This is a genomic window from Streptomyces sp. TLI_105 (assembly GCF_900105415.1).
Lineage (GTDB): Bacteria > Actinomycetota > Actinomycetes > Streptomycetales > Streptomycetaceae > Streptomyces.
The window spans coordinates 226,767-252,950 of record NZ_FNSM01000001.1 but is presented as its reverse complement, the minus strand read 5'-3'; the positions used below and the strand labels follow the sequence as shown (position 1 = coordinate 252,950).

22 protein-coding genes and 5 pseudogenes are annotated in these 26,184 nt (G+C 70.7%); 14 read left to right on the top strand and 13 right to left on the bottom strand.

Translation table 11 applies throughout. The features are described 5' to 3' along the window. Window positions 1-352: 352 nt before the first annotated feature. The 3 genes from BLW86_RS01270 (at window position 353) to BLW86_RS01265 (ending at window position 1,714) form a co-directional block, all read left to right on the top strand. Window positions 353-901 (top strand): transposase, encoded by a 549-nt coding sequence (locus tag BLW86_RS01270; protein ID WP_093872282.1) that lies wholly within the window; start codon window positions 353-355, stop codon window positions 899-901. 24 nt (window positions 902-925) lie between these two features. Further along, window positions 926-1,114, top strand: a complete 189-nt coding sequence (locus BLW86_RS41430) for a hypothetical protein (RefSeq protein ID WP_143060202.1) — start codon at window positions 926-928, stop codon at window positions 1,112-1,114. 198 nt (window positions 1,115-1,312) lie between these two features. Then, entirely contained in the window at window positions 1,313-1,714 is a 402-nt protein-coding gene (locus tag BLW86_RS01265) for an SMI1/KNR4 family protein (protein WP_093872281.1), read from the top strand. Window positions 1,715-1,956: 242 nt separating this feature from the next. Here BLW86_RS01265 and BLW86_RS01260 read toward each other — a convergent pair whose 3' ends face one another. Beyond that, entirely contained in the window at window positions 1,957-2,913 is a 957-nt protein-coding gene (locus BLW86_RS01260) for an ankyrin repeat domain-containing protein (protein WP_256341152.1), read from the bottom strand. A gap of 334 nt (window positions 2,914-3,247) precedes the next feature. On the opposite strand from BLW86_RS01260, the gene BLW86_RS01255 reads away from it, so the two are divergent. After that, window positions 3,248-4,702, top strand: a complete 1,455-nt coding sequence (locus BLW86_RS01255) for a hypothetical protein (protein WP_143060201.1) — start codon at window positions 3,248-3,250, stop codon at window positions 4,700-4,702. A 1,159-nt stretch (window positions 4,703-5,861) separates the two neighbouring features. Here the strand turns inward: BLW86_RS01255 and BLW86_RS01250 are convergent. Then, entirely contained in the window at window positions 5,862-7,124 is a 1,263-nt protein-coding gene (locus BLW86_RS01250; protein WP_093872279.1) for a beta-ketoacyl-[acyl-carrier-protein] synthase family protein, read from the bottom strand. A 67-nt stretch (window positions 7,125-7,191) separates the two neighbouring features. Between BLW86_RS01250 and BLW86_RS01245 the strand changes: the two genes are divergently transcribed. Then, complete coding sequence (locus BLW86_RS01245; RefSeq protein WP_093872278.1) at window positions 7,192-7,821, top strand: TetR/AcrR family transcriptional regulator C-terminal domain-containing protein; 630 nt, start codon at window positions 7,192-7,194, stop codon at window positions 7,819-7,821. 58 nt (window positions 7,822-7,879) lie between these two features. On the opposite strand, the gene BLW86_RS01240 is transcribed toward BLW86_RS01245, so the two are convergent. Together BLW86_RS01240 and BLW86_RS01235 are read right to left on the bottom strand one after the other, a co-directional pair. Beyond that, window positions 7,880-8,506, bottom strand: coding sequence for a transposase family protein (locus tag BLW86_RS01240; protein WP_093872277.1), 627 nt, complete (start codon window positions 8,504-8,506; stop codon window positions 7,880-7,882). Between the two features lie 238 nt (window positions 8,507-8,744). Further along, window positions 8,745-9,389, bottom strand: a complete 645-nt coding sequence (locus BLW86_RS01235; protein ID WP_093872276.1) for a LysE family translocator — start codon at window positions 9,387-9,389, stop codon at window positions 8,745-8,747. 278 nt (window positions 9,390-9,667) lie between these two features. Here BLW86_RS01235 and BLW86_RS01230 point away from each other — a divergent pair. Beyond that, window positions 9,668-10,137: pseudogene (locus tag BLW86_RS01230) on the top strand (IS5 family transposase); the annotation flags it as partial. Window positions 10,138-10,170: 33 nt separating this feature from the next. Then, entirely contained in the window at window positions 10,171-10,656 is a 486-nt protein-coding gene (locus BLW86_RS01225; RefSeq protein ID WP_093872274.1) for a pentapeptide repeat-containing protein, read from the top strand. Window positions 10,657-10,774: 118 nt separating this feature from the next. On the opposite strand, the pseudogene BLW86_RS43890 reads toward BLW86_RS01225, so the two are convergent. Further along, a pseudogene (locus BLW86_RS43890) lies at window positions 10,775-10,903 on the bottom strand (IS5/IS1182 family transposase); the annotation flags it as partial. Window positions 10,904-10,917: 14 nt separating this feature from the next. On the opposite strand from BLW86_RS43890, the pseudogene BLW86_RS01215 reads away from it, so the two are divergent. The 3 genes and pseudogenes from BLW86_RS01215 (at window position 10,918) to BLW86_RS01205 (ending at window position 13,950) form a co-directional block, all read left to right on the top strand. Beyond that, window positions 10,918-12,131 (top strand): annotated as a pseudogene (locus BLW86_RS01215) (acyl-CoA dehydrogenase family protein). Next, window positions 12,128-13,036 (top strand): SDR family oxidoreductase, encoded by a 909-nt coding sequence (locus tag BLW86_RS01210; protein ID WP_093872273.1) that lies wholly within the window; start codon window positions 12,128-12,130, stop codon window positions 13,034-13,036. The pseudogene BLW86_RS01215 and the gene BLW86_RS01210 overlap by 4 nt, the downstream one beginning before the upstream one ends. After that, a pseudogene (locus BLW86_RS01205) lies at window positions 12,946-13,950 on the top strand (phosphotransferase family protein). Before BLW86_RS01210 ends, BLW86_RS01205 begins: the two are co-directional and overlap by 91 nt. A gap of 82 nt (window positions 13,951-14,032) precedes the next feature. Here the strand turns inward: BLW86_RS01205 and BLW86_RS01200 are convergent. Next, window positions 14,033-14,638 carry a TetR/AcrR family transcriptional regulator gene (locus BLW86_RS01200; RefSeq protein WP_093872272.1) on the bottom strand — a complete coding sequence of 202 codons (606 nt, stop codon included), beginning with the start codon at window positions 14,636-14,638 and terminating at the stop codon, window positions 14,033-14,035. 100 nt (window positions 14,639-14,738) lie between these two features. Between BLW86_RS01200 and BLW86_RS01195 the strand changes: the two genes are divergently transcribed. Further along, on the top strand, window positions 14,739-15,989 hold the full coding sequence (locus BLW86_RS01195; RefSeq protein WP_093872271.1) for an NADH:flavin oxidoreductase/NADH oxidase family protein: 1,251 nt from the start codon (window positions 14,739-14,741) through the stop codon (window positions 15,987-15,989). A gap of 162 nt (window positions 15,990-16,151) precedes the next feature. Here BLW86_RS01195 and BLW86_RS01190 read toward each other — a convergent pair whose 3' ends face one another. The 3 genes from BLW86_RS01190 to BLW86_RS01180 form a co-directional block, all read right to left on the bottom strand. Further along, a complete protein-coding gene (locus BLW86_RS01190; protein WP_093872270.1) occupies window positions 16,152-16,844 on the bottom strand; it encodes a zinc-binding dehydrogenase in 693 nt (230 codons plus the stop codon). A gap of 195 nt (window positions 16,845-17,039) precedes the next feature. Continuing rightward, window positions 17,040-18,638, bottom strand: a complete 1,599-nt coding sequence (locus BLW86_RS01185) for a succinic semialdehyde dehydrogenase (RefSeq protein WP_093872269.1) — start codon at window positions 18,636-18,638, stop codon at window positions 17,040-17,042. 18 nt (window positions 18,639-18,656) lie between these two features. Beyond that, a complete protein-coding gene (locus tag BLW86_RS01180) occupies window positions 18,657-19,577 on the bottom strand; it encodes an acetoacetate decarboxylase family protein (RefSeq protein ID WP_093872268.1) in 921 nt (306 codons plus the stop codon). A 285-nt stretch (window positions 19,578-19,862) separates the two neighbouring features. On the opposite strand from BLW86_RS01180, the gene BLW86_RS01175 reads away from it, so the two are divergent. Both BLW86_RS01175 and BLW86_RS01170 read left to right on the top strand, forming a co-directional pair. Then, window positions 19,863-20,255 (top strand): hypothetical protein, encoded by a 393-nt coding sequence (locus tag BLW86_RS01175; RefSeq protein ID WP_093872267.1) that lies wholly within the window; start codon window positions 19,863-19,865, stop codon window positions 20,253-20,255. Between the two features lie 122 nt (window positions 20,256-20,377). Next, on the top strand, window positions 20,378-20,767 hold the full coding sequence (locus BLW86_RS01170) for a hypothetical protein (protein ID WP_093872266.1): 390 nt from the start codon (window positions 20,378-20,380) through the stop codon (window positions 20,765-20,767). A gap of 122 nt (window positions 20,768-20,889) precedes the next feature. Here the strand turns inward: BLW86_RS01170 and BLW86_RS42810 are convergent. The 4 genes and pseudogenes from BLW86_RS42810 to BLW86_RS01150 form a co-directional block, all read right to left on the bottom strand. After that, window positions 20,890-21,301 (bottom strand): annotated as a pseudogene (locus BLW86_RS42810) (IS5/IS1182 family transposase); the annotation flags it as partial. A 40-nt stretch (window positions 21,302-21,341) separates the two neighbouring features. Next, on the bottom strand, window positions 21,342-23,465 hold the full coding sequence (locus BLW86_RS01160; protein ID WP_093872265.1) for a xanthine dehydrogenase family protein molybdopterin-binding subunit: 2,124 nt from the start codon (window positions 23,463-23,465) through the stop codon (window positions 21,342-21,344). A gap of 201 nt (window positions 23,466-23,666) precedes the next feature. Then, window positions 23,667-24,668 (bottom strand): FAD binding domain-containing protein, encoded by a 1,002-nt coding sequence (locus tag BLW86_RS01155; RefSeq protein ID WP_093872264.1) that lies wholly within the window; start codon window positions 24,666-24,668, stop codon window positions 23,667-23,669. Next, window positions 24,665-25,198: a 2Fe-2S iron-sulfur cluster-binding protein gene (locus tag BLW86_RS01150; RefSeq protein WP_093872263.1), complete on the bottom strand. Its 534-nt coding sequence runs from the start codon at window positions 25,196-25,198 to the stop codon at window positions 24,665-24,667. Before BLW86_RS01150 ends, BLW86_RS01155 begins: the two co-directional genes overlap by 4 nt. A 277-nt stretch (window positions 25,199-25,475) precedes the next feature. Here BLW86_RS01150 and BLW86_RS41425 point away from each other — a divergent pair, with 277 nt between their 5' ends. Continuing rightward, a complete protein-coding gene (locus tag BLW86_RS41425; RefSeq protein WP_143060200.1) occupies window positions 25,476-25,892 on the top strand; it encodes a hypothetical protein in 417 nt (138 codons plus the stop codon). Window positions 25,893-26,184: the final 292 nt, after the last annotated feature.

Sequence of the window (26,184 nt, the reverse complement as noted above, 5' to 3'; positions counted from 1 at the left end):
TGGGGCTGGCTTGAGGGAAGGTGCGCATGCGGATGGCGCGGCGAGCGCAGCTTCCCGAAGCCCGGACCGGAGGCTCAGGCCCTCCGCCTGGTGGCGAGAACGCAGCCGATCGGGGTCGCTCGCTCCGAGTGCGCGGCAGTGTCCGAGCGGGCCCACAGCATGTACGCGAGGCGTCTTGAGGACACACCCCCCTCCCGACGTTTCCTGGAGTCGGTTGCCGTCGCGCTCGTCGGCCGCGCCGGTGCCCGTCTGGCTGCCGCTCTGCACATAAGGATGAGCCGGGCAACGCTCCTGCGCGTGATCATGGCCCTGCCCGATCCCGTCTGGGCCGTCCCGACAGTGCTGGGGGTCGATGACTTCGCCCCCCAGCCGCGGGCATCACTACGGGACCGTCCTCATCGACTACGAGACGGGCCGGCCTCTCGACCTGCTGACCGGCCGGGGCGCCGCCACCCTGGCGGGCTGGCTGCGCGAGCATCCCGGCCCCGAGCTCATCCGCCGGGGCCGGGCCGGTTCCTACGCCGATGGTGCCCGCACCGGTGCCCCAGGGGCGGTCCAAGTGGCCGACCGGTTCCACCTCTGGCAGAACCTCGCCACCGCCGTCGAGGTCGGCATCCGACTCCACGGCAAATGCCTCCAGGCGGCTGTCACCAGCCCCGATGCCCCAAGGGGCGAGAGCGACCCCGCGGATGGCACGAGGGCGATGTCGCCCGTCGAAGCCCGCATCAGAGAGCGGCACGCGACCATCCACGCCCTGCCGGCCCAGGGACACGACATCCGCGGACTCGGCTACTGCGGGAGCCGCCAGATCACCAGCGACTACCTGCGACCGAGGCGTCGGCGCCGCATCCGGGTCATCCCATCCACACCACCGGGAGTCCGTGGCTCACCGCCTGGATGATGTGACGCCCCGAGCGTCCGCGCGATGAGGAACGAGAGCAGTTTGCCGACGCCCTCGGCCACTGCCCTGAACTGGCCGCCCTCCACACACATCCGCGCGTTCGCCGAGATCCTCCAAACCCACTCCGGCCAGCACGGCAAGGACTGGATCACCGCCACCCGCACCGCGGACCTGCCCCGACAACACACGTTCGCCACCGCTCTGGAGAAATAACGGGACCCTGTCGTCCAGGGCCTGAGCGCCCGCTGGAACCCCGGTCCGGTGGAAGGTCGTGTCCAACCACATCAAGATGAGCAAGCGCCAGATGCTCGGACGAGCCATGCTCCCCCGCACTCAGTCAACGCGTCCTCCTCACCACGGCACAAGACGGCCACCGCCACCAGACGAATCTGCCCTTGACAGAACTGCGTCATGAGTTCGAAGGACGGCCAGATCGTGCAGGTGGAGCACCGCTTCGGAGTCCGGTTTCCCCAGGACTACCGGGACTTCCTGGTCACTACAGGGAGTCTGAGTCGGTTCGTTCCTCCCGCTGACGACTTCCTGGTGATCGAGGCTCTGGACCAACTCATCGGCATCAACGAGGCCGGTGAATTCCAGAAACGCTTCCCCGGTGCCATCGTCATCGGAGGGGACGGAAGCCGCGAGCTGCTTGCCTACGACTTTCGCCAGGACACCCCACCCCTGGTGACACTCGATGTCTCCGCGGAGAACTGGTCCTCGGCCATCCACCAGGCAGCGTCCCTCTCTGCCCTCCTGGAGCAGTTCCCCCGAACCGGATGGAAGTGGGACGACACCGATCCCTCGCCCTCCTGACCGCTGCCCTCACAGGACGTGCGCCAGAGCCAGAGCCAGAACCAGAACCAGAAACCGAGAACGCTTCTTGGTGACTCCGGAAAGCGCCCAATGGGTCCGCCGGCCTGGAGGAACGGCGGTTCAGCACCTGGAGCGAGGCCCGCAACCATCGCCCCCACCCTCACCGGCGCCTCCTTCGACCTCTCCTACGCCCGCGCCGCCACCACCCCAGATTTGTCCATGCGTCATTCCGTCAGGAGCCCTTAGCCACTCCAGTAGTCACGGTCGGGCAGCTCGATCCACACATCAGGAGGCCCCACCACGGCGCGCGCGTCGGTCGGGCGCAGTCCCACGAAGGCGCAGGCGTAAGCCACGGCCCTGTGCTGGTAGAGGTAGGAGTTCAGGACTTCTTCGGAGGTGTCGTCCTCGTACGGCCCGCCGCCCGGGTGCAGGTCCCAGCCCTCAAGGCTTCCGTGACGGGCGGTGCTGCCCTGGTTGCCGCTCTTCGGATTGGCGTACAGGCCGTAGCAGACGGTGTCGACGGACAGCCGGGCCAACACCCCTGGCATCTGCGGCGCGTACCCCCAGGGCTGTGTCACGACGCAGCCGCCCGGCACGGAGGTGACACCGATGAACCGCAGGCTCTCGTCCATGTCGTACTCGTACGGGGCTTCGAGCAACTGGTCGAGGACCTCGTCCTCCACCGGTACCGCCTCCAGACGGCGAACCGCTTCGACCGCGTCGATCCCGGCCACGCAGGCCAGCCCCGTGCCCTCGTAGTGGAACTCGCCCAGTGCCGTGACGAGACGATCGGCTTCCTGCGCTGCCGCACGCTCCGCGGCGGTCAGGCACACCCCCGCCGGTACCGGGAAGAGATCCGGCGTCCCTCCCGCGAGACTCAGCCGTCCCGGTGACCAACCTCCGATCGACGGCCGCCAGGGATCGGCCCCGGCAGCGGCGAGGGCCCGCGCGTTCTCAGGCTTCCTGCCGAGCACGGCCTCCCACAGGGCCGTCACCCCGTTCTCCAGCGCGTCCACGTCCGCCACGCGGTCGGCCAGCTCCGCGACGACCGCCGGAGAGCCGAACAACGCCGCGCGATGCAAGGGGCGGCCCCCGTTGCAGCTTTCCGGATCGGCGCCTTCGTCGAGGCGTCGGCGAATTTCGTTGTGATCCGTCCAGTCCCAGCCCATACCGGCCCAGCCGTCATCCACCGCTGTCACCGAACCCCCTTCAACACCCGATCGCACGGCTTCCTGCCAGGCACACGCTCGCACACAGCTCTGACACCCCGCCGCCCGCCGACTGCTCCCTCTGCCTGTACGACTCCGGCTCCACCAGCCAGGGACCATCGACCTCCACCTGTGACCCTGTCCGCCATCCGCCGTGACGGAGCTCAAACGGCACGGATACCCGAGGTGCGTCCGATTGCAGGACTCTGTGCAGCAAAACAGGAGGTCAGAGCAACAGGTTTCTGGTTGACCGGAATTCCGGTACAGGCGATAGTGGCGCTCGCGGCCGCGCTCGTCCGGCCCGCTGTACCAGGGGTGGGGACTCTTGAACGACACCGATGACAACATGCGTGACGACATACGGGGGCGGGTCGACGCGCTTGTCGCCCTCGGCCGGCCGGCCGAGGCACGGGCCACCGCACGGGGCGCGCTCGACGCAGACGGGCCCGACGCCGGGCTCCTCCTTGCACTCGCCCACGCACACATGGCCGAGGACGACGACGACCACGACGACGCCGCCGAGCAGGTCTTCCGCGAGGGCCTGGACGCCTTCCCGGACGACATCGGTCTGCTCGCCGGGTACGCGGAACTCTGCGCCCGCACCGACGCGCTGGACCGGCCGGGGCGACATGCCCGGGGCCCCGTGCTCCTCGCCCGTCTGCGAGAGCTCGCTCCGGACTCGCCGGAGCTGCGGCGGTCCGAAACCGCAGGAAGCTCCGTTCCCACGAACGCCAAGGACAGTGTCTCGGCGCGCCGGACACAGTCCTTCGACGCGGCTCGTTCCTTCGCCGAAGCACCCACGCCCCGAGCCGCTGCCGTGCAGGCCGCACAGTGGGCCGCCGCAGCCCCGCGCGTTCTGCGTCTCGCCGTGCTTGCCGAGACGACCGACGCCCTCGCCGCCCCCGGCCGGACCTGGTCGCGCGTGCTGCTGCGCCGGGGCCTCGAATACCGCTTCGCCGTCGGTGTGGTCACCGCTGTGCTGATCGTCCTGCGCCTCACCGTCCTGCCGACGGTGCCCTACGGCGTGGCGACGGGCGTGGGGCTGCTGCTGGGGCTGCCGTTCCTCGGTCTCCGCAAGCAGCTGCGGGCCGCCCGTCAGCGAGCTGCCGAGCGGATGGCTGCAGCCGTCACCGAGGCCGTACCCGGTGACGAAGCGGGCGCCGGGGGTGCCGAGGTCGGGCCGCCCGAGCTGCCGCCCGTGCCGCGTGTCGCTCCTCGCGAGTACGCCTTTGCCGGAGCCGGCCTCGCCCTCCTGCTGACCGTCGGCGTCACGGCGTACGTCTCCTCCCTCGCCTATCCCCGCTACGACATCGTCGCCCACGACACCTTCCGGGGCTTGAAGGGCTTCGACCTGCGCGAGGAGTTCGATCCGTTCGGTGCGGTGCCCGACAGTGAGCTGGAGGAGTCGGCGGCCCGGGTGTACGTCGCCGAAGACGCCGCTGCGGACGACGCCGCCGAGTACCTGGTGGCCGTCACGACCGGAGACTTCCACGAGATGCGGGAGTCGTACGTGTATGACGGCGGGGCCGTCCCCGTGGAGACGGAGGGGATCGGCATCGTCCACGACACCTGGGGGGCCGGGGCCGGCCCGTACGGGGGCTGGATGCGGTGCCTGCGGTACACCGAGGTGACCACCGGCACGCTCCGGGCGATGTGCGTGTGGGCTGACAAGGGCAGCATGGGCATGGTCCTGTTCACGGCTGCGGACAAGAACCACGACGCGGTCGAGGAGACGGCCCGGTCCGTCGGCGCCGACTTCCTCCGGCCCGCCAGGGACTGAACCGGGACGACGCGACCGGAGCGCCGGAACAACCGACACCCCACCCCGTCCATGCTTCACGTGCTCCTGTCCCTTCCGGTACGAGGCACCATGACCGGGTCACCTCTGGGTCCACGGGTCCAGGGCGTACCGGAGCACCTCCCGGACCGTGCCGGAGTCGGTCCTTGCCCGCGACATGGCCTCCGACCTCCGCGTGGCCTCGCCGTGCTGCGGGAGGGGCGCTGTGGTTGGGTGCCTGCCGGGGCCGGCCACAGCGATGCCGACTCGCGCCGGGCGGCAGCGACCGGAGCGGGGGCCGGGGGCCATTGATCGCCACCGCAGTGACTGATGGATGCAGGACGTGTAGGAGAGGTCGGACAACGGCTCTCGTGCGAGTTCCTCCAGTTCGGGAGTTACGGGTGTTGCGGCCGGTGGCGAGACCACCGGCAGGTGAGTGACGGGATTCTTCACCGGGTACGGACCGGGGGAGGACGGGTGCCCGCATTGATTCCCCGCCGGCACCCGCCTCATAGGGGGCCGCGGTGGGAGAACACCAGGACGAGACGCCGTGGCAGAGCCTTCACGGCCGCTTGGCGGAGGTGTTGCTGGAAGTGAGGGCCTGGGCCGCTCGCGCGGCGGGTTCACCAGCAAGCTCCACCTGAGTTCTGGCTCAGGACATGAACCACCGCAAGATCACACAGCAGCACGACTCGCCGAGATCATCACTTCGAAACTCGCCGAGATCACCATTTCGAAAGAGGAGTCATGCCCTGCAAGACGGGGGCTGCTCTACGTCTGGTCGCTGCCTGCCGTCCCCTCTTCAGGACTACCGACGGACTACCGACGGACTACCGACGCCGGTCCTCGCGGCCCTCATCCCACACGCGTCGCCATACGGCCCAGTCCGAGGCCGAACGCGGTCTTCCCGTCCGGGCGCTCGAAACGCCCTCCATCGCCGACACCGACTTCCTGGCCCGCACTCTGTGGGGCGGTAGCAGGCACCGTTGTCGGCCACGACTCGCTCGATGGGGGTGATGCCGTGAGGAGCGAACCAGACGCGCGCCCGGTGGAGGAAGGCGGCGGCAGCGGCCGCCTTCTCGTCAGGGAGCTCTTCGGTGCAGGCGAGTCCGAAGTATCTGTCGATGGCGACTCTCCACGGACAAAGGTGCGTCCCCGTGGGTCATGGTGCGGTCGAGACCGCACGGGACGCGTGGTGCCGTGCGCCGGTGACGATGAGTGAGACGTTCTGCCCACCGAAGCCGAAGGAGTTGCTGAGCACGGCTTCCTGGGGGACGTCCCGCCGCTCTGCGACGACATCGAGATCGATGTCGGGCCCGATGCCGGCCGCGGTGAGGTTGCGGGTCGGCGGGATGACGCCGTGCTCCACACTGAGGACGGCGATGAGCGCCTCGATCGCACCAGCCGCGCCGAAGAGATGGCCGAGCGCCGCCTTGGGGGCTGTCACGGTAGCGCGGCCGAAGACCTCCCCGATCGCGTGCGCCTCCGCGACGTCGCCGACGGGAGTTCCGGTGGCGTGGGCGTTGATGTGGCTGATCTGCTCGGGAGCCAAACCGGCTTGCGCGAGGGCCTTCCGCATGGCCGAGATCTGACCGGCGCCATCGGCAGCGGGGGCCGTGATGTGGTGAGCGTCGGCGGCGATGCCGGCGCCCGCGAGTACCGCGTGGACGCGCGCGCCTCGGGCACTGGCGTGCTCGGCGCTTTCGAGCACCACGACAGCGGCACCTTCACTGAGGACGAACCCGCTGCGGTCCGCGGCGAACGGCCGGGACGCCGAGGCGGGTTCGGCGGTGTATCGCGACAGTGCTTGTGCCTGGGCGAAGCCGGCGACGGTGATCGGGGTGATCGCGGCCTCGGTCCCGCCCGCGATGACCACGTCCGCCTCGCCGGCACGGATGAGCCTGGCCCCCAGGGCGATCGCCTCGGCACCGGAAGAGCATGCCGAGACGGGCGTGTAGACCCCGGCCCGTGCGCCGTACTCGATGCTGATCAGCGCCGCCGCCGCATTGGGCATGAGCATCGGGACCGTGCGGGGCGAGACGCGCCGCATCCCGGCCGCCTCCAGTACGTCGTCCTGCTTCAACAACGTGTGTACGCCACCGATGCCTGTGCCGATCGCTGAGGCGAGCCGGTCCGGGTCCACCTCCGGGGCGCCGGCATCGGCCCAGGCTTCGGCCGCCGCGGTGAAGGCCGCCTGCTGCGAGCGGTCGAGCCGCCTGGCCTGAGCCGGCAGCAGTGACGTCGCGGGATCGATCGACATCGTCCCCGCGACGATGTCGGGAAGGCCGGTGTCCTCCTGGCCTCGCAGGACGCCACCACGGATGCCGGACTCGCCGGCAAGCAGGGCTTCCCAGGTGGACTCCACGTCTCCACCGAGTGGCGTGATCGCGCCGAGTCCGGTCACGACGACTTCAGTCCGGTGCATGCCCTTCAACCTTTCTTGTATGCGATACAAGTGAACAGGGACCTGTTGTATCACATACAATTTGGGTGTGGAGAAGAAGCGAACCGAAGCTCGATCGGCGTCGACTCGGTCGCGCGACCGTGGTCGCGCGACGAGGCGCCGGCTGATCGAGGCAACTGCACAGCTCTGCAAGGAGCGGCCCGGCGCCGAGGTGAGCGTCGCGGAGATCGCGAACGCGGCAGGCGCCTTCCCCAATCAGGTCACCTACTACTTCGGCTCCAAGGACTCGCTGCTCGTGCACGCCGCCTTCCTCGGCCTGCTGCACGACGCCCGCCGGATCGAGCGCATCGGGCGCCAAGCCCCTGATGCGGCGACCTTTCGGCGCAACATCGCCCGCGCCGTACTGGCCATGCCCTCGCTCCCCTCCGTGGCGCGAGCACTCGCCGCCGCGATCTCCAAGCCCGAGCTCGCCCCCGTGGTCGACCGGCACCTCCAGTTGCTGTTCCGGCAATCGGAGCACTTCGCGAGCCGGCTCATCGACGGTCGCGGCTGGAGGGCCCGTCGACCGCTCGACGTGGAGGCCAGGACGTTCTGGAGCACCGCGCTCGGCGCAGTGCTGCTCGTCCGCGCCGGAGCACACGGCACTGTCGCCGATCTCGACCTCGCCGGAGCATTGACCATCCACGACGAACCCGAACCCGGCCCCGAACCTGGCTGAAGCGTGTTGCGGAAGCTCGTGTTCGGGCAGGTCGGAGCCGGGTTTGTGGCCGGTCTGGTCATGCGGCAGGGGAGAGGTTGTGCATGGGGGCGACGGCGTGGTGGAGTCCGTTGCCGCGCCGGCGGCAGTGGCGGAGGATCTCGTAGCGCTTCATACGGGCGAAGGCGGCCTCGATGCGGGCCCGGACTCGTCGGTGTTCGGCGTTGTCGTCCTCCTTGCAGGGGAGCAGGGCCCTGCCCGGGCGTTTGCGGGGCGGGGCGACGAGCGCGGTGTTGAGGTAGGTGCCGTCGGCCGGCGCGGTCATGCCCTCGCAGACGGCGGCCGGGCCGGAGTCCCGCCAGGCCTTCGCGTCGGTGGTGGTGCCGGGTACCGGCCCGCCTGCTGCGATGGCCAGTGTGGTGTCGGCGTCGATGTTGACCTGTACGTTCGCCGAGAACCGGTAACTGAGTGAGGACGCCCCGGTCTTCCGGTCGCGGACCGGGACCAGGGTGCCGTCCGCGATCCACGGCCGGTCGACCGCGTCGGCCGGACGGGTGGCCGGCTCGATCGCGAGCAGCGGCCGCGGCCGCTTGATCACCCGGCACGCGGTCGCCGGCGAGACTTCGAAGAGCGGCGCGAACTGCCGCATCCGCAGACCCGTGAACGTCTCCACCCACCACGGCCCAGCCCTCAACACCCCACGCATGCAGGGGAAATGCCCGAACCGAAGCCTTCTGCAAGGCGCTTTACTGATCGTTTCAGAATGAGGTCTCTGAGGGAGAGAACGCTGTCACGCTCGGCTCGTCCGTAGGATCGCTCCAAGTCTGCTGACGAACGCGTAACTCTGTTCATGTTTTCCGGTTGCGCCCAGCTGATATCAGCTCCCCAGCCGATGCCGCGACTGCCTCAGCGGAGCACCGGCCTCACGGGTGCACGTACATGGCTCAGGCCGAGACAGGGGTACGGGACAGGGCTGTGCGCAGCGCGAAGACACCGAGCAAGCCGCCTGCCGCGAACCGCTGAGCGGTCATCACGCGGGGCCGGGTAGCCAGAAACCCTGACACCCGTGCTGCGCTCAGCATGACCAGAGCGTTCACGGAGACTCCCACGATGATCTGCACACTGCCGAGCTGCAGCAGTTGTGCCCAGGCCGGACCCGCCTGCGGATCCATGAACTGGGGCAGAAGAGCGGCGTACAGGAGAGCGATCTTGGGGTTGAGCAGGTTGGTCAGAAGCCCCATGGAGAACAGGCGGGCATCGGAGACGGGAGGCAGATCCTGGGCCGGAGCGAAGGGGGAGCGGCCACCGGGCTTGAGCATGTTCCAGGCCAGGTAGGCCAGGTAGGCGGCCCCGGCGAGCTTGACCATCGTGTACGCGAGCGGGACGGCGGCGAACAACGCGGACAGGCCGGCGGCCGCAGCCAGCAGATAGCACAGGAATCCCACGGCGGTCCCGCTCAGGCTGACGAGGCCAGCCCTGCGGCCTTGGGTAATCGCGCGTGAGGCGAGGTGGACCATGTTCGGTCCCGGGGTCAGGGCCATGCCCAATTCGACCAGGGCCACTCCCCCCACTGCGGCCAGACTGATCACTGTCGACTCCCGATCGTTTGCCGGGCACCCGGTACCCGGCGTGGGCGGCGCCCGGCGGCGACGGACGGCTGCGACGCATCGGCAGTGCCCGCGTCGCCTGCCTCAGGATACGGCCCTGCCGTTCGGTTTCTCCGTGCACCCTCACTCCAGCCGGTTAACGGCATCAGCGACTGCCCCGTGAACGCGTCGGCGATTTCCGAGTGATCGGCCCGACAGGTATCAGTTACTCACCCCTGGAACCCCTAACGAAATGATCTTCGGGGGGCGCTCTGGGACTGATGATCCGGGGGTGTGGGGTGGCTCGGCCCAAGCCCTGGGATGTGGACGACGAACTGTGGACGGTGATCGAGCCGCTGCTGCCGACGGTCCAGCGTCGTGTTCGCTATCCGGGGCGCAAGCGGCATCCGGACCGGCTGGTGTTCCGGGGCATTCTGTCCGTCCTGCACACCGGGATCGCCTGGGAGCACCTGCAGCAGGACCTCGGTTTCGGCTCAGGCATGACCTGCTGGCGCCGCTTCGCCGAGTGGACCCAGGCGGGTGTCTGGCCCCGGTTGCACGAGGTGCTCCTGGCCAAGCTGCGCGGTGCGAACATCCTGGACTTCTCCCGGGCGGCGGTCGACGGCTCCCGCATCCGGGCCCTAAAGGGGGATCCAGGACCGGACGAAGCCCTGTTGACCGGGGCAGAACCGGCAGCAAGCATCACCTGATCACAGACGCCGGCGGCATCCCGCTCGCCGCCTTCCTGACCCTCGGGTGTGCACTCCTTTGCGCCCTGTCCTCGGTGACCTTCACCGGCGGCCGGTTCCGGCGCGCACGCCTGGACACCGTCTGGTTAGACACCATCCGCACCGTGGGCAGCGACCTCGCCGAGACCGTCTGGCTGGACACCGAATGCCGTTCCAGCCTGCTCGCCGGCACCCAGCTCCACGGCAGCCAGATGCGCCGCACCGCCTTCCACCACTGCGAGTTCGACTCGGTCAACCCGCGTGCGGCCCAGCTGCGAGACGTCACGTTCGTCGACTGCCTGCTGCGCGACGTGGACTTCGCCGGCGCGAGCCTGACGGGTGTCTCCTTCCCGGGGACGACCCTGGAGCGGGTCGACCTCACCAAGGCCACCCTCGCCCGGGTCGACCTGCGCGAGGCCACGGCACTGGGCATCACCTCCGGTGTCGAGGCCCTCAAGGGCGCCACCATCAGCACCCTCCAGCTCTTCGACCTCGCGCCCGCCCTCGCCCAGCACATCGGCCTCACCGTGAAGGACAGCTGACCGCCGCCAGCCCTTCACAGCCCCCGAGCCCGGGAGGGCAACCTTCATTCCGTTAGGAGTTCTTACGAGCTGGTGCGTGATTGCGTCGGAGATGCACGGTCCTGAGCCGGTGGTTTTGTCAGGCGGTGGTGTTGCGGTCGGAGACGAGGCCGGCGATGGCCCGGTAGGTGTCGGGCAGGACATCTCGACGGTGCGTCCAGCGGGTCAGCCGCTTCCAGCGCTTGTGGTCGGCGAGTGCGTGCTCGACAAGATGGGAAGCGCATGGACTTCGGACACTCGCCCAAGGCACGCGATTACATCGAGCGCGTCAGCGCATTCATGACGTCGCAGGTCCTGCCGCGCGAGCAGGAGTACCTCACCGCGCTGCGCGGTCAGGAGGGCCGCTGGGCGTCCATCCCGTCGCTCATCGACGAACTCAAGGCCAAGGCGAAGACGGCCGGGCTGTGGAACCTGTTCCTCCCCGACCCCACCTACGGCGCGGGCCTCACCAACACCGAATACGCGCCCCTGGCCGAACTCATGGGCCGCTCGCTCATCGCGCCCGAGATCTTCAACTGCAACGCGCCCGACACCGGAAACGCCGAGGTCCTGCCCCACTACGGCAGCGACGACCAGCGTCGGCGCTGGACGGAACCGCTGCTGCGCGGCGAGATCCGCTCGGCCTTCTGCATGACCGAGCCGGGCGTGGCCTCCTCCGGCGCCGCCAACATGGCCGCCACCGCCCTCGTGGACGGCGACACCGTCGTCCTCAACGGCCGCAAGTGGTGGAGCACGGGCATCGGGCACCCGGACTGCCGCTTCGTCATCTTCATGGGACTGACCGATCCCGAAGCCCCGCGCCACGCCCGTCACTCGATGGTGCTCGTGTCCCTCGACAACCCCCCGGCGTGCGCATCGAACGGATGCTGCCGGTGCACGGCTACCTCGACGAGCCCTACGGCCACGGCGAGGTGTCCTTCTCCGACGTCCGACTCCCGCTCGACGCGGTCATCGCAGGCCCCGGCCGCGGCTTCGAGATCGCCCAGGGAAGACTCGGCCCCGGCCGCATCCACCACTGCATGCGCCTGATCGGACTCGCCGAGAACGCCCTGGAACTCGCCTGCGAGCGGTCCGTGTCCCGCACCGCCTTCGGCAAGCCGCTCGGCAACCTCGGAGACAACCGCGAACGCATCGCCAAAGCCAGGACCACCATCAACCAGGCCCGGCTCCAGGTCCTGCACGCCGCCTGGCTCCTGGACACCGCCGGTGCCGCAGGCGCCATCAGCGAACTGTCCCAGGTCAAGGCGGCCGTCCCGGCGATGGCCTGTGAAGTGATCGACATGGCGATCCAGATCCACGGCGGCGCAGGACTCTCCGACGACTTCCCCCTCGCCTCCGCCCGCGCCCTGCGCCTGGCCGACGGGCCCGACGAGGTCCACCTCGGCGTCATCGTCCGGGTCGAATTCGGCCGGTACCGCCCCCGGGACGCGAGATGAGCAAGCGCGTCGTGATCACCGGCGGGGCCCTGGGACTGGGCCGCGCCCTGGCGGAGCGCCACGCCTACGTCGGAGGCCGTGTTCTGACCGCAGACCGCAGACCGCAGACCGCCAGCCGCAGATCGCAACCCGTCGGCCGAACTGCCCTCGGGAGAAGTCTCGTTCATCCGCTTCGACGCGCGGGCGCGACGACTGGCAACGCGTTCTTCACCGGTGCGAGCTCAGGCCCCGGTGAACAGATGGCCCGTACCTTCGCCGCCCGCGGCCGTGACCTCGCCCTGTGCGCCCGCCGCACCGACCGCCTGCAAGCGCTCCGCGAAGAGCTCCTCGCCGCCCACCCGGGCATCAAGGTGTCCGTACGCAGCCTCGACGCCAACGACCACCAGCAGGTCTTCGACGTCTTCCACGCGCTGCGCGAAGACCTGGACGGCCTGGACCGCATCATCGTCAACGTCGGCCTGGGCAAAGGGAAACCGATCGGAACCGGCCGCTTCGACGCCAATCTGCAGACCGCCCGGGCCAACTTCACCGCCGCCCTCGCGCAGTGCGAGGCCGCCATGGAGATCTTCCGCGCCCAGGGCTCCGGACACCTCGTGGTCGTCTCCTCCATGAGCACCATGCGCGGCTTTCCCCGCAACCTCACCACGTACGCGGCCAGCAAGGCCGGCCTGTCCGCCCTCGCCGAAGGCAACCGGGCCGAGATGACCGTCACCCGCACGCCGATCGCCGTCACCAACCTCCACCCCGGCTACATCGCCACCGACCAGAGCGCGGCCCGCGCCGAGGACGCCTTCGACGTCGAAGGCGTCCACGCCTGGCTGACGCGGCAGATCGACGGCCTTACGGCCCCAGCCCTGAAGTCGTCCAGTTCACGGGCGGCGCATCGAACCTCACCTACCAGCTGAGCTACCCGCATCTGGGAACAGAGCTGATCCTGCGCCGCCCGCCGGCGGCCAAGAAGGCCGGCTCCGCGCACGACACGGCCCGCGAGTACCGCGTCCAGAAGGCACTGGGGCCCGTCTTCCCGCTCGTCCCCACGGTCCGGGCGCTCTGCCAGGACCCTGGTGTCATCGGCGCCGACTTCTACGTCATGGACAAGGTGCCCGGACTCATCCTTCGCGGAAACCTCCCGTAGGGCATGGACCTGCCGTCCGGTAGGGCACGGGCACTGTCGGAAGCCTTCGTCGACGCCCTCGCCGACCTGCACCGGGTCGATCCCGCAGCGGCCGGACTCGCCGACCTCGGCAAGGGCGAAGGCTACGTCCGCCGCCAGGTGGAGGGTTGGACCTGTCGCTACGTCCAGGCCCGCACCTGGAACACGCCCGGCTTCCAGCACGTGACGGCCTGGCCGGCCGACCACCAGCCCGACGACGCCGCCCTCTGTGTCGTCCACAACGACTGGCGGCTGGACAGCCTCGCCCTCCACGAGGAGACCCTGCGGGTCACCGGAGTTCTCGACTGGGAACTGGCCACGCTGGGCGACCCGCTGATGGGCCTCGGCAGCGCCATGGCCTACTGGGTGCAGGCCGACGACGGCCGCATGGCCCGGGCGATGCGCCGTCAGCCCAGTCACCTGCCCGGCATGCTCACCCGTACGGAGATCGTCGAACGGTACTGCGACCGGGCGGCCCTGTCCGCGCCGGCACCCTCACCCGCCGGCGCGACACGGCCCGCATCGCTGCCGACGCAGCCGGATTCCAGGGGCCGCTGCATCAGGCCGCCCGCTGGAACGAGTACGACCACCTTGCTCTGCTGGCCCGCTACGCCCCCTCACCCGACAAGGAGCGGTCCGTGCAGGACCTGCTCGACCATGCCCTGATGGCGTAGATGAAGGACCCCGAGCCCACCGAGGGCGGAACCTGGGCCGCGTTCGCGGAAGGCACCGTCGCAGCGCTGGCCGGTCAGCCCGCCGCGATCGCCTTCTGCACCGCGGGGGAGACGCTGAACAAGGCGAGGACGGAGGAGCGGACCTGGTGGGCGACGACCTCAGGGGTGGAGGCGTCGAGCTTGCCGTCGAGGTGCAGGAACGCCAGGCCGTGGACGAGGGCCCAGACGGTGGTCGCCAGCGCGCCGGTGTCGTCGGCGCCGGGGAAGGCGTCACGGACGATGCCCTGGACGTACTCGGAGATGGCGGCGGTCGCGGCGACGCGCTCCTCGCTGGTCGGATCGCAGGGCTCGGCGAACATGGCCCGGAACAGCGCGGGGTGCTCAAGCGCGAACCGGACGTAGGCGGTGGCGACGGCGGCCAGATCGTCCGGGGTCGACGGGGTGGGATGGGCCGCCGTCAGGTGCTCGGCGAGCTCGCGGTAGCCCTCGGCGGCGACCGCAGAGACGAGCGCTTCACGGTCCGCGTAGTGGCGGTAGGGGGCGGTCGCCGAGACTCCGGCCCGCCGTGCGACCGCGCGCAGCGAGAGGCCCGCGCTGCCGTCCTCCTCCAGTAGTTCCCGGGCCGCCCGCAGGCAGGCGGCTCGCAGATCGCCGTGATGATACGCGCTGGCCTGTGGCATGGGTCACACTCGCTTTCCCTATGTTTACGTTGCTCACATCGCGCCCTAATGTGAACGGTGCATACATCTTAAATGATCGAAAGGGAAGAGGGAAACCGGAATGGTAGATGAACCGTTCTCCCCGCTGCTCCTGCGCTCCGGGCAGGTGCTGAAGAACCGGATCGCGAAGGCGGCCATGGAGGAGAACATGGCCGACGACGGCCAGCTTCCCGGCGAACGGATACTCACCCTCTACCGGCGCTGGGCCGCCGGCGGCGCCGGTCTGCTGATCACCGGCAACGTGATGGTCCACGCCGAGGCGCTGACCGGGCCCGCCGGAGTCGTGCTCGACCAGTACGCACGCCTGGAGCCGTTCGTCGACTGGGCGAAGGCCGCCAAGGCCGGCGGTGGCGTGGTCTGGATGCAGATCAACCACCCCGGCCGACAGGTCGCCTCCGACATGCCCGGCGTGGTCTGGGGTCCGTCCGACATCGGCGTCAGTCTGGGCAGGCACAGCAGCCGCTTCGGCCGCCCCACCGCGATGACCCCCCAGCAGATCGAGGACACCGTGACCCGGTACGCGGTGACCGCGCGCCGCGCCGAAAAGGCCGGCTTCGACGGCGTCGAGATCCACGCCGCGCACGGCTACCTGCTCTCGCAGTTCCTCTCCCCCCTCGTCAACAAGCGCACCGACCGGTGGGGCGGTTCCCTGGAGAACCGGGCCCGGATGCTGCTGGACATCGTCCGCGCCGTCCGCGCCTCGGTCTCCCCGTCCTTCGCCGTCGCGGTGAAGCTCAACTCCGCCGACTTCCAGCGCGGAGGGTTCGACGCCGACGACGCTCGCCAGGTCATCGAGATGCTCGAACCGCTCGGCGTCGACCTGGTCGAACTGTCCGGCGGCAGCTACGAGAGCCCCGCGATGACCGGCCGCCCCGCCGACGACCGCACCCAGGCCCGCGAGGCCTACTTCCTCGACCTCGCCAAGGACCTCGTCAAGACCAGCCCCATCCCGCTCATGCTCACCGGCGGCATCAACCGCCGCGTCACCGCAGAGCGCGTCCTCTCCAACGGTGTGGCGCTCGTCGGCATGGGAACCGCCCTCACCCTCACCCCCGACCTTCCACAACGCTGGTGGAACCACCGCGAGGCCGACCGCACGATGGAGCCTCTGACATGGTCTGACAAAGCCCTTGCCGCAACTGCCGGCATGGCCGGAGTGCGACACCAGATGCGTCGCCTCGCCCGCGGACGCAACACCAGGCCCGGCGCCAGCCCCCTGCTCGCGCTGATCTCCGAACGCCGCAAGCAGCGCAGTGCCCTGCGCGGCTACCGCGCCTGGCTCGCTGCGGCAGGAAAGGTCAAGGCGAACTGAGCCGCGCAGCGTGACCGCCGGAGGAGCCAGATGCGTCGTAGGGCTGAGTCGTAGGGCTGATGGGGGCCCTCGGGAACGGCCCTGAGTGGAGTCCGTGATGCCGGGATCGTCTACGAAGGCTGCCGGGACGGCAGGCGACGGTGAGGACGGCTACGGATTGGGTCACGGGTGGTCGTCAGGTCTCGTTGCGGGGCGGCTGGCGAGTCCGAGGAGCCGCTCGACGGCGCGTCCCCGCTTGAGGGGGCTGAGGAGTGAGGCGCCGCGCGTGAGCAGGTCGTCGGTGTCGGCCGGGGCGGGTTCGGGGGCGCCGAGGGTGCCGTACGCCACGAGCCGGCCGTGTGCGGCGAGCCGCTCCAGGCCCGTACGGCGGGTCGCGCCGCCGACCGGGCCGAGGATCACGTCGAATCGTTCGTCGCCGAGCCCGGCCGGGAACTGTTCGCGCAGCAGGACCCGGTCGTAGCCGAACCGGGCCGCGTAGTCGGCCCTGGCGGTGCTGCCGGCGATCCCGACGATCTGGCCGGCTGGGCGAACGGGGCGGCTGGACAGACGCCCTATCGTCGTCGCATGACGGGGAGGGGCCGCGCGGTGATCGCTGACGACGATGTCCTGACTCTCCTGCTGGAGCGCACTCCCGGGACCGGGCGTCTGGTCCAGGAGAAGTACGGACTTCGGCAGGATGAGGCGCCGCCGACAGTCGACACAGGTCTGGCTCTGTACGAGAACCTGCTCGACCTCCTGACGAGGCCGGTTCTCCAGCCGGCCTTGGAACGTGCGTAACCGGACACCGATCTGCTGCGGAGATGCTTCGGCTTCGTGGAGGCGGTCGTAGCCGGTCTCGACGGAGGGGTCCTTCACCGGGGCGCTGCTCCGGAGCGAATTCCCGATGCGGTGAGCGATCTGCTGAAACGGTGGCAGCAGAAGGACGCGGACGCGGTCGCCTCTGACAGGGAACGGGTACTTCCGTTTCGGACCGGTCCGCCGGCGGTGTGGTGCGACGGCGGACCGGTCCGAGGTTTCGTGGACGTGACGGGCGGCTTCGGGGTGCCGGGATCAGCGGACGCCCACTGCCTTCATGACCTTCAGGGCGCCGGTCAGGAGGGTGACCCACGTTTCGGGACTGATACGGGACGGCGGGTAGAAGCCCTGGAGGCGCTGGTGGGCGACGGTCTGGGCCTCGGTGTACTTGAGGATGCCGTCGGCGCCGTGGCGCCGGCCGAGCCCGGAGTCGCCCATGCCGCCCATGGGGGCGTCAGTGCTTCCCCAGGCGGCGGCGAAGGCCTCGTTGACGTTGACGGTGCCCGCGTGGACACGGGCCGCGACGGCCCGGCCGCGCGCACCATTGCGCGACCAGACGCTGGCGTTGAGGCCGTAAGCCGTGGAGTTCGCCTGCGCGACGGCGTCATCGACGTCGCGATAGGGATAGATGGAGACGACGGGGCCGAAGGTCTCGTGGCCGTGCAGCGTCATGTCGGGGGTGACGTCGGTGAGGATGGTCGGCTCGTAGAACAGGGGTCCCAGGTCGGGGCGCGCCTTGCCGCCGGCGAGGACGGTGGCGCCCTTGGCGACGGCGTCGTCGACGTGCTCGGTGACCGTCTTCAGCTGGGACGGGGTCGTGAGGCTGCCGACGTCCATGCTGTAGTCGTACGCGGCGCCGATCTTGAGCTTCTTGGTGCGGGCGACGAACGCGGCGACGAACTTGTCACGGATGGACTCGGCCACGTACAGGCGCTCGATGGAGACGCACAGCTGTCCCGCGGAGGGGAAGCAGGCGTTGACGGCGCCCTCGGCGGCCTTCTCGATGTCGGCGTCGTCCAGGACGAGCATGGCGTTCTTGCCGCCCAGTTCGAGGGAGGCGGCTATGAGGCGCCTGCCGGCGTCGCCGGCGATCTGGCGTCCGGTGGCGGTGGAGCCCGTGAACATCATGTAGTCGGCGTTGTCCATCAACGCACCGCCGATGGAGCTGCCCCGCCCGATCACCATCTGCCACACGTCGGCGGGAAGACCTGCCTCGTACATCAGGTCCATGGACCACAGGGCGGTGAGCGCGGTCTGGGTGTCGGGCTTCTGCACGACGGCGTTGCCGGCCATCAGGGCCGCGATGGTGTCGCTGGCAGCCATGCTCAGCGGGTAGTTCCACGGCGAGATGACGGTGACGACGCCCTTGGGGTGGCGCAGCTCGGTGGTGTGGGTCAGCACTGGAATTGCGCCGCGACGCCGCTTGGGGCTGAGGTACTTGGCGGCGTTGCGCGCGTAGTAGCGCGAGACGATGCCGATGTCGACGACCTCGAGGAACGCGTCACGGCGGGTCTTGCCGTTCTCGGCCTGCATCAGGTCGACCGCCTCGTCCCGCCGGGCCAGGACCAGGTCGTGGTAGCGCAACAGGATCCGCTTGCGCTCCTCGATCGGAGTGGCCGCCCAGGACTTCTGCGCGATCCGGGCACGTGCGAACGCGGCCTCGACGTGCTGGGGGGTGGAGACCGGCAGGTCGGCCAAGGGCTCGCCGGTGTACGGGGCGCTGGTGGTGACCCGCGCGGCATCGGGCGCGGCCGAGACCCGCGCGGCCAGCCGTTCGATCAGGGCCGGGGTGATGAACGCGGGCAGGCCCGGGCCGCGGGCGGTCGTGGGGCTGCTGACGTGGTCGGTGACCATGGCAGGGACTCCTTGCTGCTACTTGTTGCGGCTCTGGACCGAGGTGGGCACCGGCATGTGGAGGGCGGCCTGGCCTTCGGTCATGACGTCGAACTGGATGGTCCGCTTCGGCTTGAGCGAGCGCAGGTCGTCGGACATGCGGCCCTCACCGAGCTGAAGGGTGATGCCGCTGGTGCTGCGCGTGGTGCCGGCGTTCAGCACGTTGGTCTGGTTCAGAGTGGAGTGCCAGGCGCCGTTGATCGTCGTGTACGAGGTGAGCGAACTGACGCGCTCGCCGCTCGGGTAGGCCCTCTGAGCCGGCGTGTTCGCCAGGAGCGACAGGTCCACTCCGCCGGCGTCGTTGGCCACGCGGGCGGTCGTCCGATGGTCGTCGATGTCGACGTCGAGCCCGGTGACCCACTTGGGGAAGCCGTAGCCGTCGTGACCGCGGACCTGCGCGATGTCCGAGTTCACCGGCAGCGACAGCACGTAGGAGTCGAGGTGCTCGTTCTTCAGGCCGGAGACGAGGTCGAAGAAGCCGAGCTTTCCGTGCCGCGCGGGCTTGACGGCGATGCCGACGGCCGCTTCGGTGTAGAAGTCGATGTCGCACACGTCGTACCGGAAGAACATGACCGAAACCAGGCCGAGGCCGGGCACGATCTCCAGCGGCGAGAGCTCCTCGGGCAGGCGGGCGCGGATCGCCCGGGAGGGCGCGACCATCGTGAGCCGGGCGGTCGAGATCGTGTAGTAGAAGTTCGGCGTGAGCGTGGGACCGATGGGCGAGTCGACCTTGATCTTGGGCAGCTGCCGGAAGAAGTCCACGCTGCTGACGCGCGGGTCGCGCGCGATGGCGTCGAGGTCGGGGTTCATGCGGTACTGGTCGTACAGGCCCCCCTTGGGGACGGTGACGGCGCGGCCGCCGAGGTCGACCTTGACGGTGTCCTTCTGAGTCGAAGACATGGGGGTTCCCCACTCTCATGTAAGCGATGTATACATGAAGACTGTAAGGGGGAATGTAAGCACCGTCAACAATGGGGGTGGAGAGATTCCACGGAGACTCCCGAACGGCCGACGTCAGGGTTCGCCGGCCTGCCGGCACCGCCTGCCGGAGCGCGAGCGGGCCGCGAATGTGCGGCGCGGGAACCTTCCGGGCCGCGACTGCGCGGCGCGGGAACCTTCCTCCGACCGCGTACTCCGCTCGTGCCCCTTTCATTTGATCGCCCACAATGAGATCGTCCGCAGGTGATGGACATCGCCCGCGGAGAAGCCGACTCACGACGACCCGATGACCGCACCGCGTCCGCCCTGCGGTTCGCCACGGAACTGATCGCCTGGGTGGCCACCCCCTGGGCCCTGGCCGGGCACTCATGGCTGCTCGCCGCCCTGTCCGTGGTGGCCCTGATCGGTCTTCCGACCCTCTTGTCCACCCCGGGGGACAAGAGCCACGTGGTCGTCGCGGTGCCGGGGTGGGCCACGATCCTGCTGGTGCTGCTCCAGCTGACCGCTGCCGTGGTTTCCTCCTGGTTCGCATGGCCCCCTTGGGCGGCGGTGTCCGTGACCGTACTGGCCGCCGCGACCCTCGTCATGGAACGTCGGCGCTGGATGTGGCTGCTCTCCGCGAATCGACGCGCCGGCTGACGGGCTCCTCCGCTCGGCTCGGGTGTTCACACCCCGGCGCGGTGAGCGGGGCGGGTGACCCGCGCGTAGGGACCTGGCGCGAGTCGCGCGGGCCAGGTGGGGCCGCGCGCTAGCTTCGGGCCGTGACGGAACCTCTTTTCTACGTCGACCGCTCCGAGATCCTGGAGGGCAGGATCGAGGAGGCCAGGGACGGGATGCGCGACCTGGCCGCGTTCGTGGCGGAGCGCGAGCCGCAGCTCATCGCCTACCGCCTCTACCTCGACGAGGCGGCGTTCACGATGAGCGTCGTGGCCGTGCATCCCGACTCGGCGTCGATGGAGCGGCACCTGGAGCTCGGCGGCCCGAAGTTCCGCGCGTTCGGCGCGCTGATCCGTATGCGCTCCATCGATGTGTACGGGGAGCCGAGCCCGGCGGTCGTCGACCGGCTCCGCCAGAAGGCCGAGTACCTCGGCGGCGCGTCCGTCACCCTCCACACCCTCCAGGCGGGCTTCAGCCGACTGGGCCACGCGTAGGAGCCGTTCGCGCCGGGCGAGATCACATCATCGGGCATGGTCGGCCGCCGTGCGGCTTCTGGTCTGTCCGGCGAGGGCGGGGTGGTGCATGCGGGCGATGCCGAGCATGGCGTGGCGGCCGGGCCGGAGACCCGCCAGGCCTTCGCTTCGGTGGTGGTGCCGGGCACCGGCCGGGCTGCGGCGATGACCAGTTTGGTGTCGGCGTCGATGTTGACCTGTACGTTCGCCGAGAACCGGTAACTGCGTGAGGACGCCCCGGTCTTCCGATCGCGGACCGGGACCAGGGTGCCGTCCGCGATCCACGGCCGGTCGACCGCGGCGGCCGGACGGGTGGCCGGCTCGATCGCGTCGGCCGGACGGGTGGCCGGCTCGATCGCGAGCAGCGGCCGCAGCCGCTTGGTCACCCGGCACACCGCCGGCTGAAGACGGTCACCGAGCACCGGGCGAAACGCCGAAGAGCGGCGCGAACTGCCGCATCCGCAGACCCGTGAACGTCTCCACCCACCACGGCCCAGCCCTCAACACCCCTCCCAGACAGGGGAAATGCCCGAACCGAAGCCTTCTGCAACACGCTTTAGGGGGTGGGCGCCCGGGCGGTGAGCAGCGGGAGGAGGCGGTCGGGGGTCAGGGGGAGGTCGCGGAGGCGGACGCCGCACGCGTGGTGGACGGCGTTGGCGATCGCCGCCGCCGTGCCGACGATGCCGATCTCCCCGATGCCCTTGCTGCCCATCGGGTTGAGGTGGGGATCGTCCTCGTCCACCCAGTGCGCCTCGATGTCCGGCACGTCGGCGCAGACAGGGACGTGGTAGGAGGCCAGGTCGCGTTCGCGGAAGTCACCGAAGGCGAGGTCCATGGTGCTGTGTTCGGTGAGCGCCATCCCGAGCCCCATCGTCATGCCGCCGATGAACTGGGAGCGGGCGGTGCGCGCGTTGAGGACCCGGCCCACGGCGTAGACGCCGAGCAGCCGACTCACCCGGACCTCGCCGGTGACGGTGTCGACGCGGACCTCCGCGAAGTGGGCGCCGAAGGCGTGGCGGGCGTACGGGGACGTCCGCCCGGCCTCCTCCTCCGTGTCCGCCTCGACAGTGACGCCCTCGGGAGGCAGCGGACGGTCGGGGCCGGCGGCCAGGGTCGCGCGCAGCGCGGCACAGGCCTTGTGCACGGCCCAGCCCCAGGACGCGGTCCCGGAGGAGCCGCCGGCGACGGGGGCGTCGGGGAGTCGGCTGCTGCCGAGTTCGACGCGTACGGAGTCGAGCGGGGTGCCGAGGGCGTCGGCGGCGATCTGGGCGAGGACGGTGCGCGCCCCGGTGCCGATGTCGGTGGCGTCGACGCGGACGACGAAGCGGCCGTCCGGGGCGGCGTGGGCGGAGGCGCGGGACGGGCTCAGGAGTACGGGGTAGGTGGCGGCGGCGACGCCCGTACCGGACAGCACGTCCCCGTCCCGCCGGATGCCGGGGCGCGGGTCCCGGTCCGCCCAGCCGAACCGGCGCGCACCGTCCCGCAGGCAGGCGGTGAGGCCCCGGCTGCTGAACGGTTTGCCGCTGTCGGGCTCGGTGTCGGGTTCGTTGCGAAGCCGGAGCTCCACCGGGTCGATGCCGACCGCCTCGGCGAGTTCGTCCATGGCCGCTTCGAGGGCGTACATCCCGGACGCCTCGCCGGGGGCGCGCATCCACGACGGGGTGGGTACGTCCAGGGCGACCACCCGGTGGGTGGTGCGGCTGTGCGGGGAGGTGTACATGGTGCGGGCCGGGACGGCGGCCTGTTCGACGAACTCCTTCACCGTGGACGTCTGGGTGACCACGTCGTGGGCGAGGGCCGCGATCGTCCCGTCGGCGGCGGCGCCGATGCGGACGCGCTGGACGGTGGGCGCGCGGTGCCCCACGGTGGCGGGCAGGTCGCGGCGGGGCAGGGCGAGCCGGACGGGCCGGCCGGTGTGCCGGGCGGCCATCGCCGCGAGGACGGCCGGCGGCCGGGGGGTGCCCTTGGAGCCGAAGCCGCCGCCCACGTAGGCGGAGACGACGGTGACCCGCTGCTGGGGTAGCCGGAACAGGCGCGCGAGGACGTCCCGTACGGTCGTCGCGCCCTGGCTGGAGTCGTACACGGTCAGACCGTCGTCGTCCCACCAGGCCGTGGCGGCGTGCGGTTCCATCGGGTGGTTGTGCAGGGCGCCCATGGTGTAGGTGGCGTCGAGGCGGACCGGGGACGCGGCGAAGGCGGTGTCGAAGTCGCCCCGCTCGCGTACGGCCGGGTAGCCGCCGTTGGCCTTCTCGGGCGTGTAGAGCCGTGGGTGGTCGGCGCTCAACCGGACGTCGTGCCCGCTCGGCGCGTAGTCGATCCGCAGCGCGTCGGCGGCGGCGCGGGCGTTCTCGGGCGTGTCGGCGACCACGACGGCGACGAACCAGCCCCGGTGGGGGACCCGGTCCTCCTGGAGCAGCGCGAGCGTCGGGTCGTCGGCGTCGCCGAGGCGCGGGGCGTTCTCGTGGGTGAGGACGGCGTGCACCCCGGGGCGCCGCAGGATCTCGTCGGCGTGGACGGCGGTGACCCGTCCGCGGGCGACGGCGGCGGGCACCGGGCAGGCGTGGAGGCAGCCGGGTGGCGTCCGGTCGACGGCGTAGCGGGCCTCGCCCGTCACCTTCTGGCGGGCGTCACGCCGGACGGCAGCCGGGGGCTGCGCGGTCGCGGGTTCGTGGCGGGTCATGGCGCGGTGCCTCCTCCGGTCGGCGTACGGCGGGGTGTGGGCGATCGGACGTTCGGTGGGCGGACGGATGCCGGGCGGACGGATGCCGGGCGGGCGGGTCGACGCCGGGCAGGACATCAGGGCGGCGTGGCGGACGGGCGACGCGCCGCGGGGCGCCGGCGGGGGCGGCGTCGGGGTGCGGCCGCGGGCGCGTCGTGGTCGTCACGGGGCGGCCGCGGCGGCGCGGGACGCGAGGTCCCCCAGGAGGCTCACGGCGAGGTTGCGGGCCAGCGGCACCTTGAAGCCGTTGTCGCGGAGGGGCTCGGCGGCGGCGAGTTCGGCGTCGGCGGCCCGCCGGAAGGTCTCGGTGGTGGCCGGTGCGCCCCGCAACACCTCCTCCGCCGCCCGCGCCCGCCAGGGCTTGTGGGCGAGACCGCCGAAGGCGAGGGCGGCGTGCCCCACCCGGCCGTCCTCGACGGTCAGGACGAGGGCGACGGAGGCGAGCGCGAAGGCGTACGAGGCGCGGTCACGGGCCTTGCGGTAAGCGCTGAGAGCGCCGGGCGGCGGTGCGGGGAGAGCCACGCCCGTGATGAGTTCGCCGGGTGCGACGACGGTGTCCAGGTCCGGGCGGTCGCCGGGCAGCCGGTGGAACGCGGCGACGGGCACCGTCCGTTCGCCGTCCGCCCCGCGCAGCCGGACCTCCGCGTCGAGGGCGGCGAGGGCGACGGCCATGTCCGAGGGGTGCGTGGCGACACAGTGCGCGGAGTGGCCGAGGACCGCGAGGTCCCGGTGGACGCCCTCCCGGGCGGGGCAGCCGGAACCGGGCACGCGCTTGTTGCAGGGCGTGGACGTGTCCTGGAAGTAGGGGCAGCGGGTGCGCTGGAGGAGGTTGCCTCCGGTGGTGGCCGCGTTGCGGAGCTGGGGCGAGGCGCCGGCCAGCAGGGCCTGGGACAGCACGGGGTAGCGGGTGCGCACGGCGGGGTGGGCGGCGACGTCGCTGTTGCGCGCGGTCGCCCCGATCAGCAGGCCGCCGTCGGGGGTCTCCGCGACGCCGTCGAGGGGCAGGGCGCCGAGGTCGACGAGCAGCGGCGGGCCGGTGACGCCCAGCTTCATCAGGTCCACGAGGTTGGTGCCGCCCGCCAGGAAACGGGCGCCGGGGTGGGCCGCGAGGTGCGCGATGGCCTCCTCGGTGCGTTCGGGGCGCACGTACGCGAAGGGCTTCACCGGGCGGCCTCCTCGATCGCGGCCACGATGTTCGGGTAGGCGCCGCAGCGGCAGATGTTCCCGCTCATGCGCTCCCGGATCTCGTCCGGGGTGAGGGTGACGGGGGCGCCCGGCGGGCGTTCCGGCGGTGTCACGTGCGACGGTTCGCCGCGCGCCGCCTCGTCCAGCAGGGCCATGGCCGAGCAGATCTGGCCCGGTGTGCAGTAGCCGCACTGCAGGGCGTCCCGGGCGACGAACGCCTCCTGGACCGGATGGAGGCGCTCGCCGTCCATGAGGCCCTCGACGGTGGTGACGGAACGGCCCGCGCACGCGACGGCGAACAACAGACAGCTGTTCACGCGCCGGCCGTCGAGGAGGACGGTGCAGGCACCGCACTGCCCGTGGTCGCAGCCCTTCTTGGTGCCGGTGAGGTCGAGGTGGTCGCGCAGCGCGTCCAGCAGGGTCGTGCGGTGGTCCAGGGTGAGCGCGCGGTCCGTTCCGTTGACGCGCAGCGTCACCGTGGACGCGCGCTCGGGCAGGGTCTGGTCCACGGACCTTCCTCCTCACCTCGGGGCCTTCGCCGGCGCGGGCCCGGACGTTCGCCGGGTGGCGGCACGTGGGCGGGTCCGACCGACCGGGTCGCCGCTCGGCACGCCCGCCGGCCCGTCCGCACGCGGGTGCGGACGCGTGTCCGTCGGCGTGTCCATCCGTACGCGCCTGCGTCGACGCTATGCGACGACCGCCTTCCCCGCCTCTCGCGAGCCAAGCGTCCGGCCCTAGGTTCTGTCCGGCGGATCTTAACGGGTCACACCGCAGTAGGCTGGGGCGGTGCTGCTCCCCACCCTCCCGCGCACCCGCCTGCGTTCCTCCGATCAGCCGGCTATCGACACGCCATTCGGCCCGCTGACCTTCACTACGACGATTGGGAACACCAGCCTTCCGCTGCAGCCGGATGAGCTGTTCCAACTTCCGGGCGACTGCACGCTCGCCCGCTGGGTAACTCCCGGGGCCCGCGTCGAGCTGCTGCTGACCCCGTACGATCCCGAGCTCGACCCCGAGAACTGGGGGCCACTGATCGACTGCCGTGCGGCAGTCTGGCGAATCGACGCCTTCACGCCGCTCGGGCGAGTGCAGTTCTCGGCAGGGCTTCCGGAGGGTGCAGACGGAGGGTACGACGGGGGGGCAGGCGCTGGCAGCTATTACGGTGGAGGACGAGACGATCCGGCTCACTGTCGGAGGCAGTGACGAGGAGGCGATCTGCGGGGCCGCCGACGCAGGAGAGGTACCCCGGCGGTGGGCTGCGCTGATCGACGAGGTACACAACCACTCGTTCAGCACGTGGGGCGTGGACCTATGGTCACTACCACGGCATGTCCTGGACGCTGCCCCCGCTGGAGGCCGGCGACCACTGTGAACTCCCCGTAGTTGCAGCCTGGGCCCCGGTCACCGAGGAGAGTGCGAACACCTGGTACGCCGTCATGCCATCGCCAACGGTGCTGCTGAGGCAGGTCACTGCCGAGCCGGCGAAGCAGGCCGA

What these genes read in the sequence shown, in the direction of transcription:
- BLW86_RS01200 (WP_093872272.1), bottom strand. Translation starts at nt 14,638, where the DNA reads ATGCCACAGGCCAGCGCGTATCATCACGGCGATCTGCGAGCCGCCTGC.
- BLW86_RS01180 (WP_093872268.1), bottom strand. Translation starts at nt 19,577, where the DNA reads ATGTCTTCGACTCAGAAGGACACCGTCAAGGTCGACCTCGGCGGCCGC.
- BLW86_RS01185 (WP_093872269.1), bottom strand. Translation starts at nt 18,638, where the DNA reads ATGGTCACCGACCACGTCAGCAGCCCCACGACCGCCCGCGGCCCGGGC.
- BLW86_RS01160 (WP_093872265.1), bottom strand. Translation starts at nt 23,465, where the DNA reads ATGACCCGCCACGAACCCGCGACCGCGCAGCCCCCGGCTGCCGTCCGG.
- BLW86_RS01270 (WP_093872282.1), top strand. Translation starts at nt 353, where the DNA reads ATGACTTCGCCCCCCAGCCGCGGGCATCACTACGGGACCGTCCTCATC.
- BLW86_RS01265 (WP_093872281.1), top strand. Translation starts at nt 1,313, where the DNA reads ATGAGTTCGAAGGACGGCCAGATCGTGCAGGTGGAGCACCGCTTCGGA.
- BLW86_RS41430 (WP_143060202.1), top strand. Translation starts at nt 926, where the DNA reads ATGAGGAACGAGAGCAGTTTGCCGACGCCCTCGGCCACTGCCCTGAAC.
- BLW86_RS01240 (WP_093872277.1), bottom strand. Translation starts at nt 8,506, where the DNA reads ATGCGTGGGGTGTTGAGGGCTGGGCCGTGGTGGGTGGAGACGTTCACG.
- BLW86_RS01195 (WP_093872271.1), top strand. Translation starts at nt 14,739, where the DNA reads ATGGTAGATGAACCGTTCTCCCCGCTGCTCCTGCGCTCCGGGCAGGTG.
- BLW86_RS01250 (WP_093872279.1), bottom strand. Translation starts at nt 7,124, where the DNA reads ATGCACCGGACTGAAGTCGTCGTGACCGGACTCGGCGCGATCACGCCA.
- BLW86_RS01175 (WP_093872267.1), top strand. Translation starts at nt 19,863, where the DNA reads ATGGACATCGCCCGCGGAGAAGCCGACTCACGACGACCCGATGACCGC.
- BLW86_RS01210 (WP_093872273.1), top strand. Translation starts at nt 12,128, where the DNA reads ATGAGCAAGCGCGTCGTGATCACCGGCGGGGCCCTGGGACTGGGCCGC.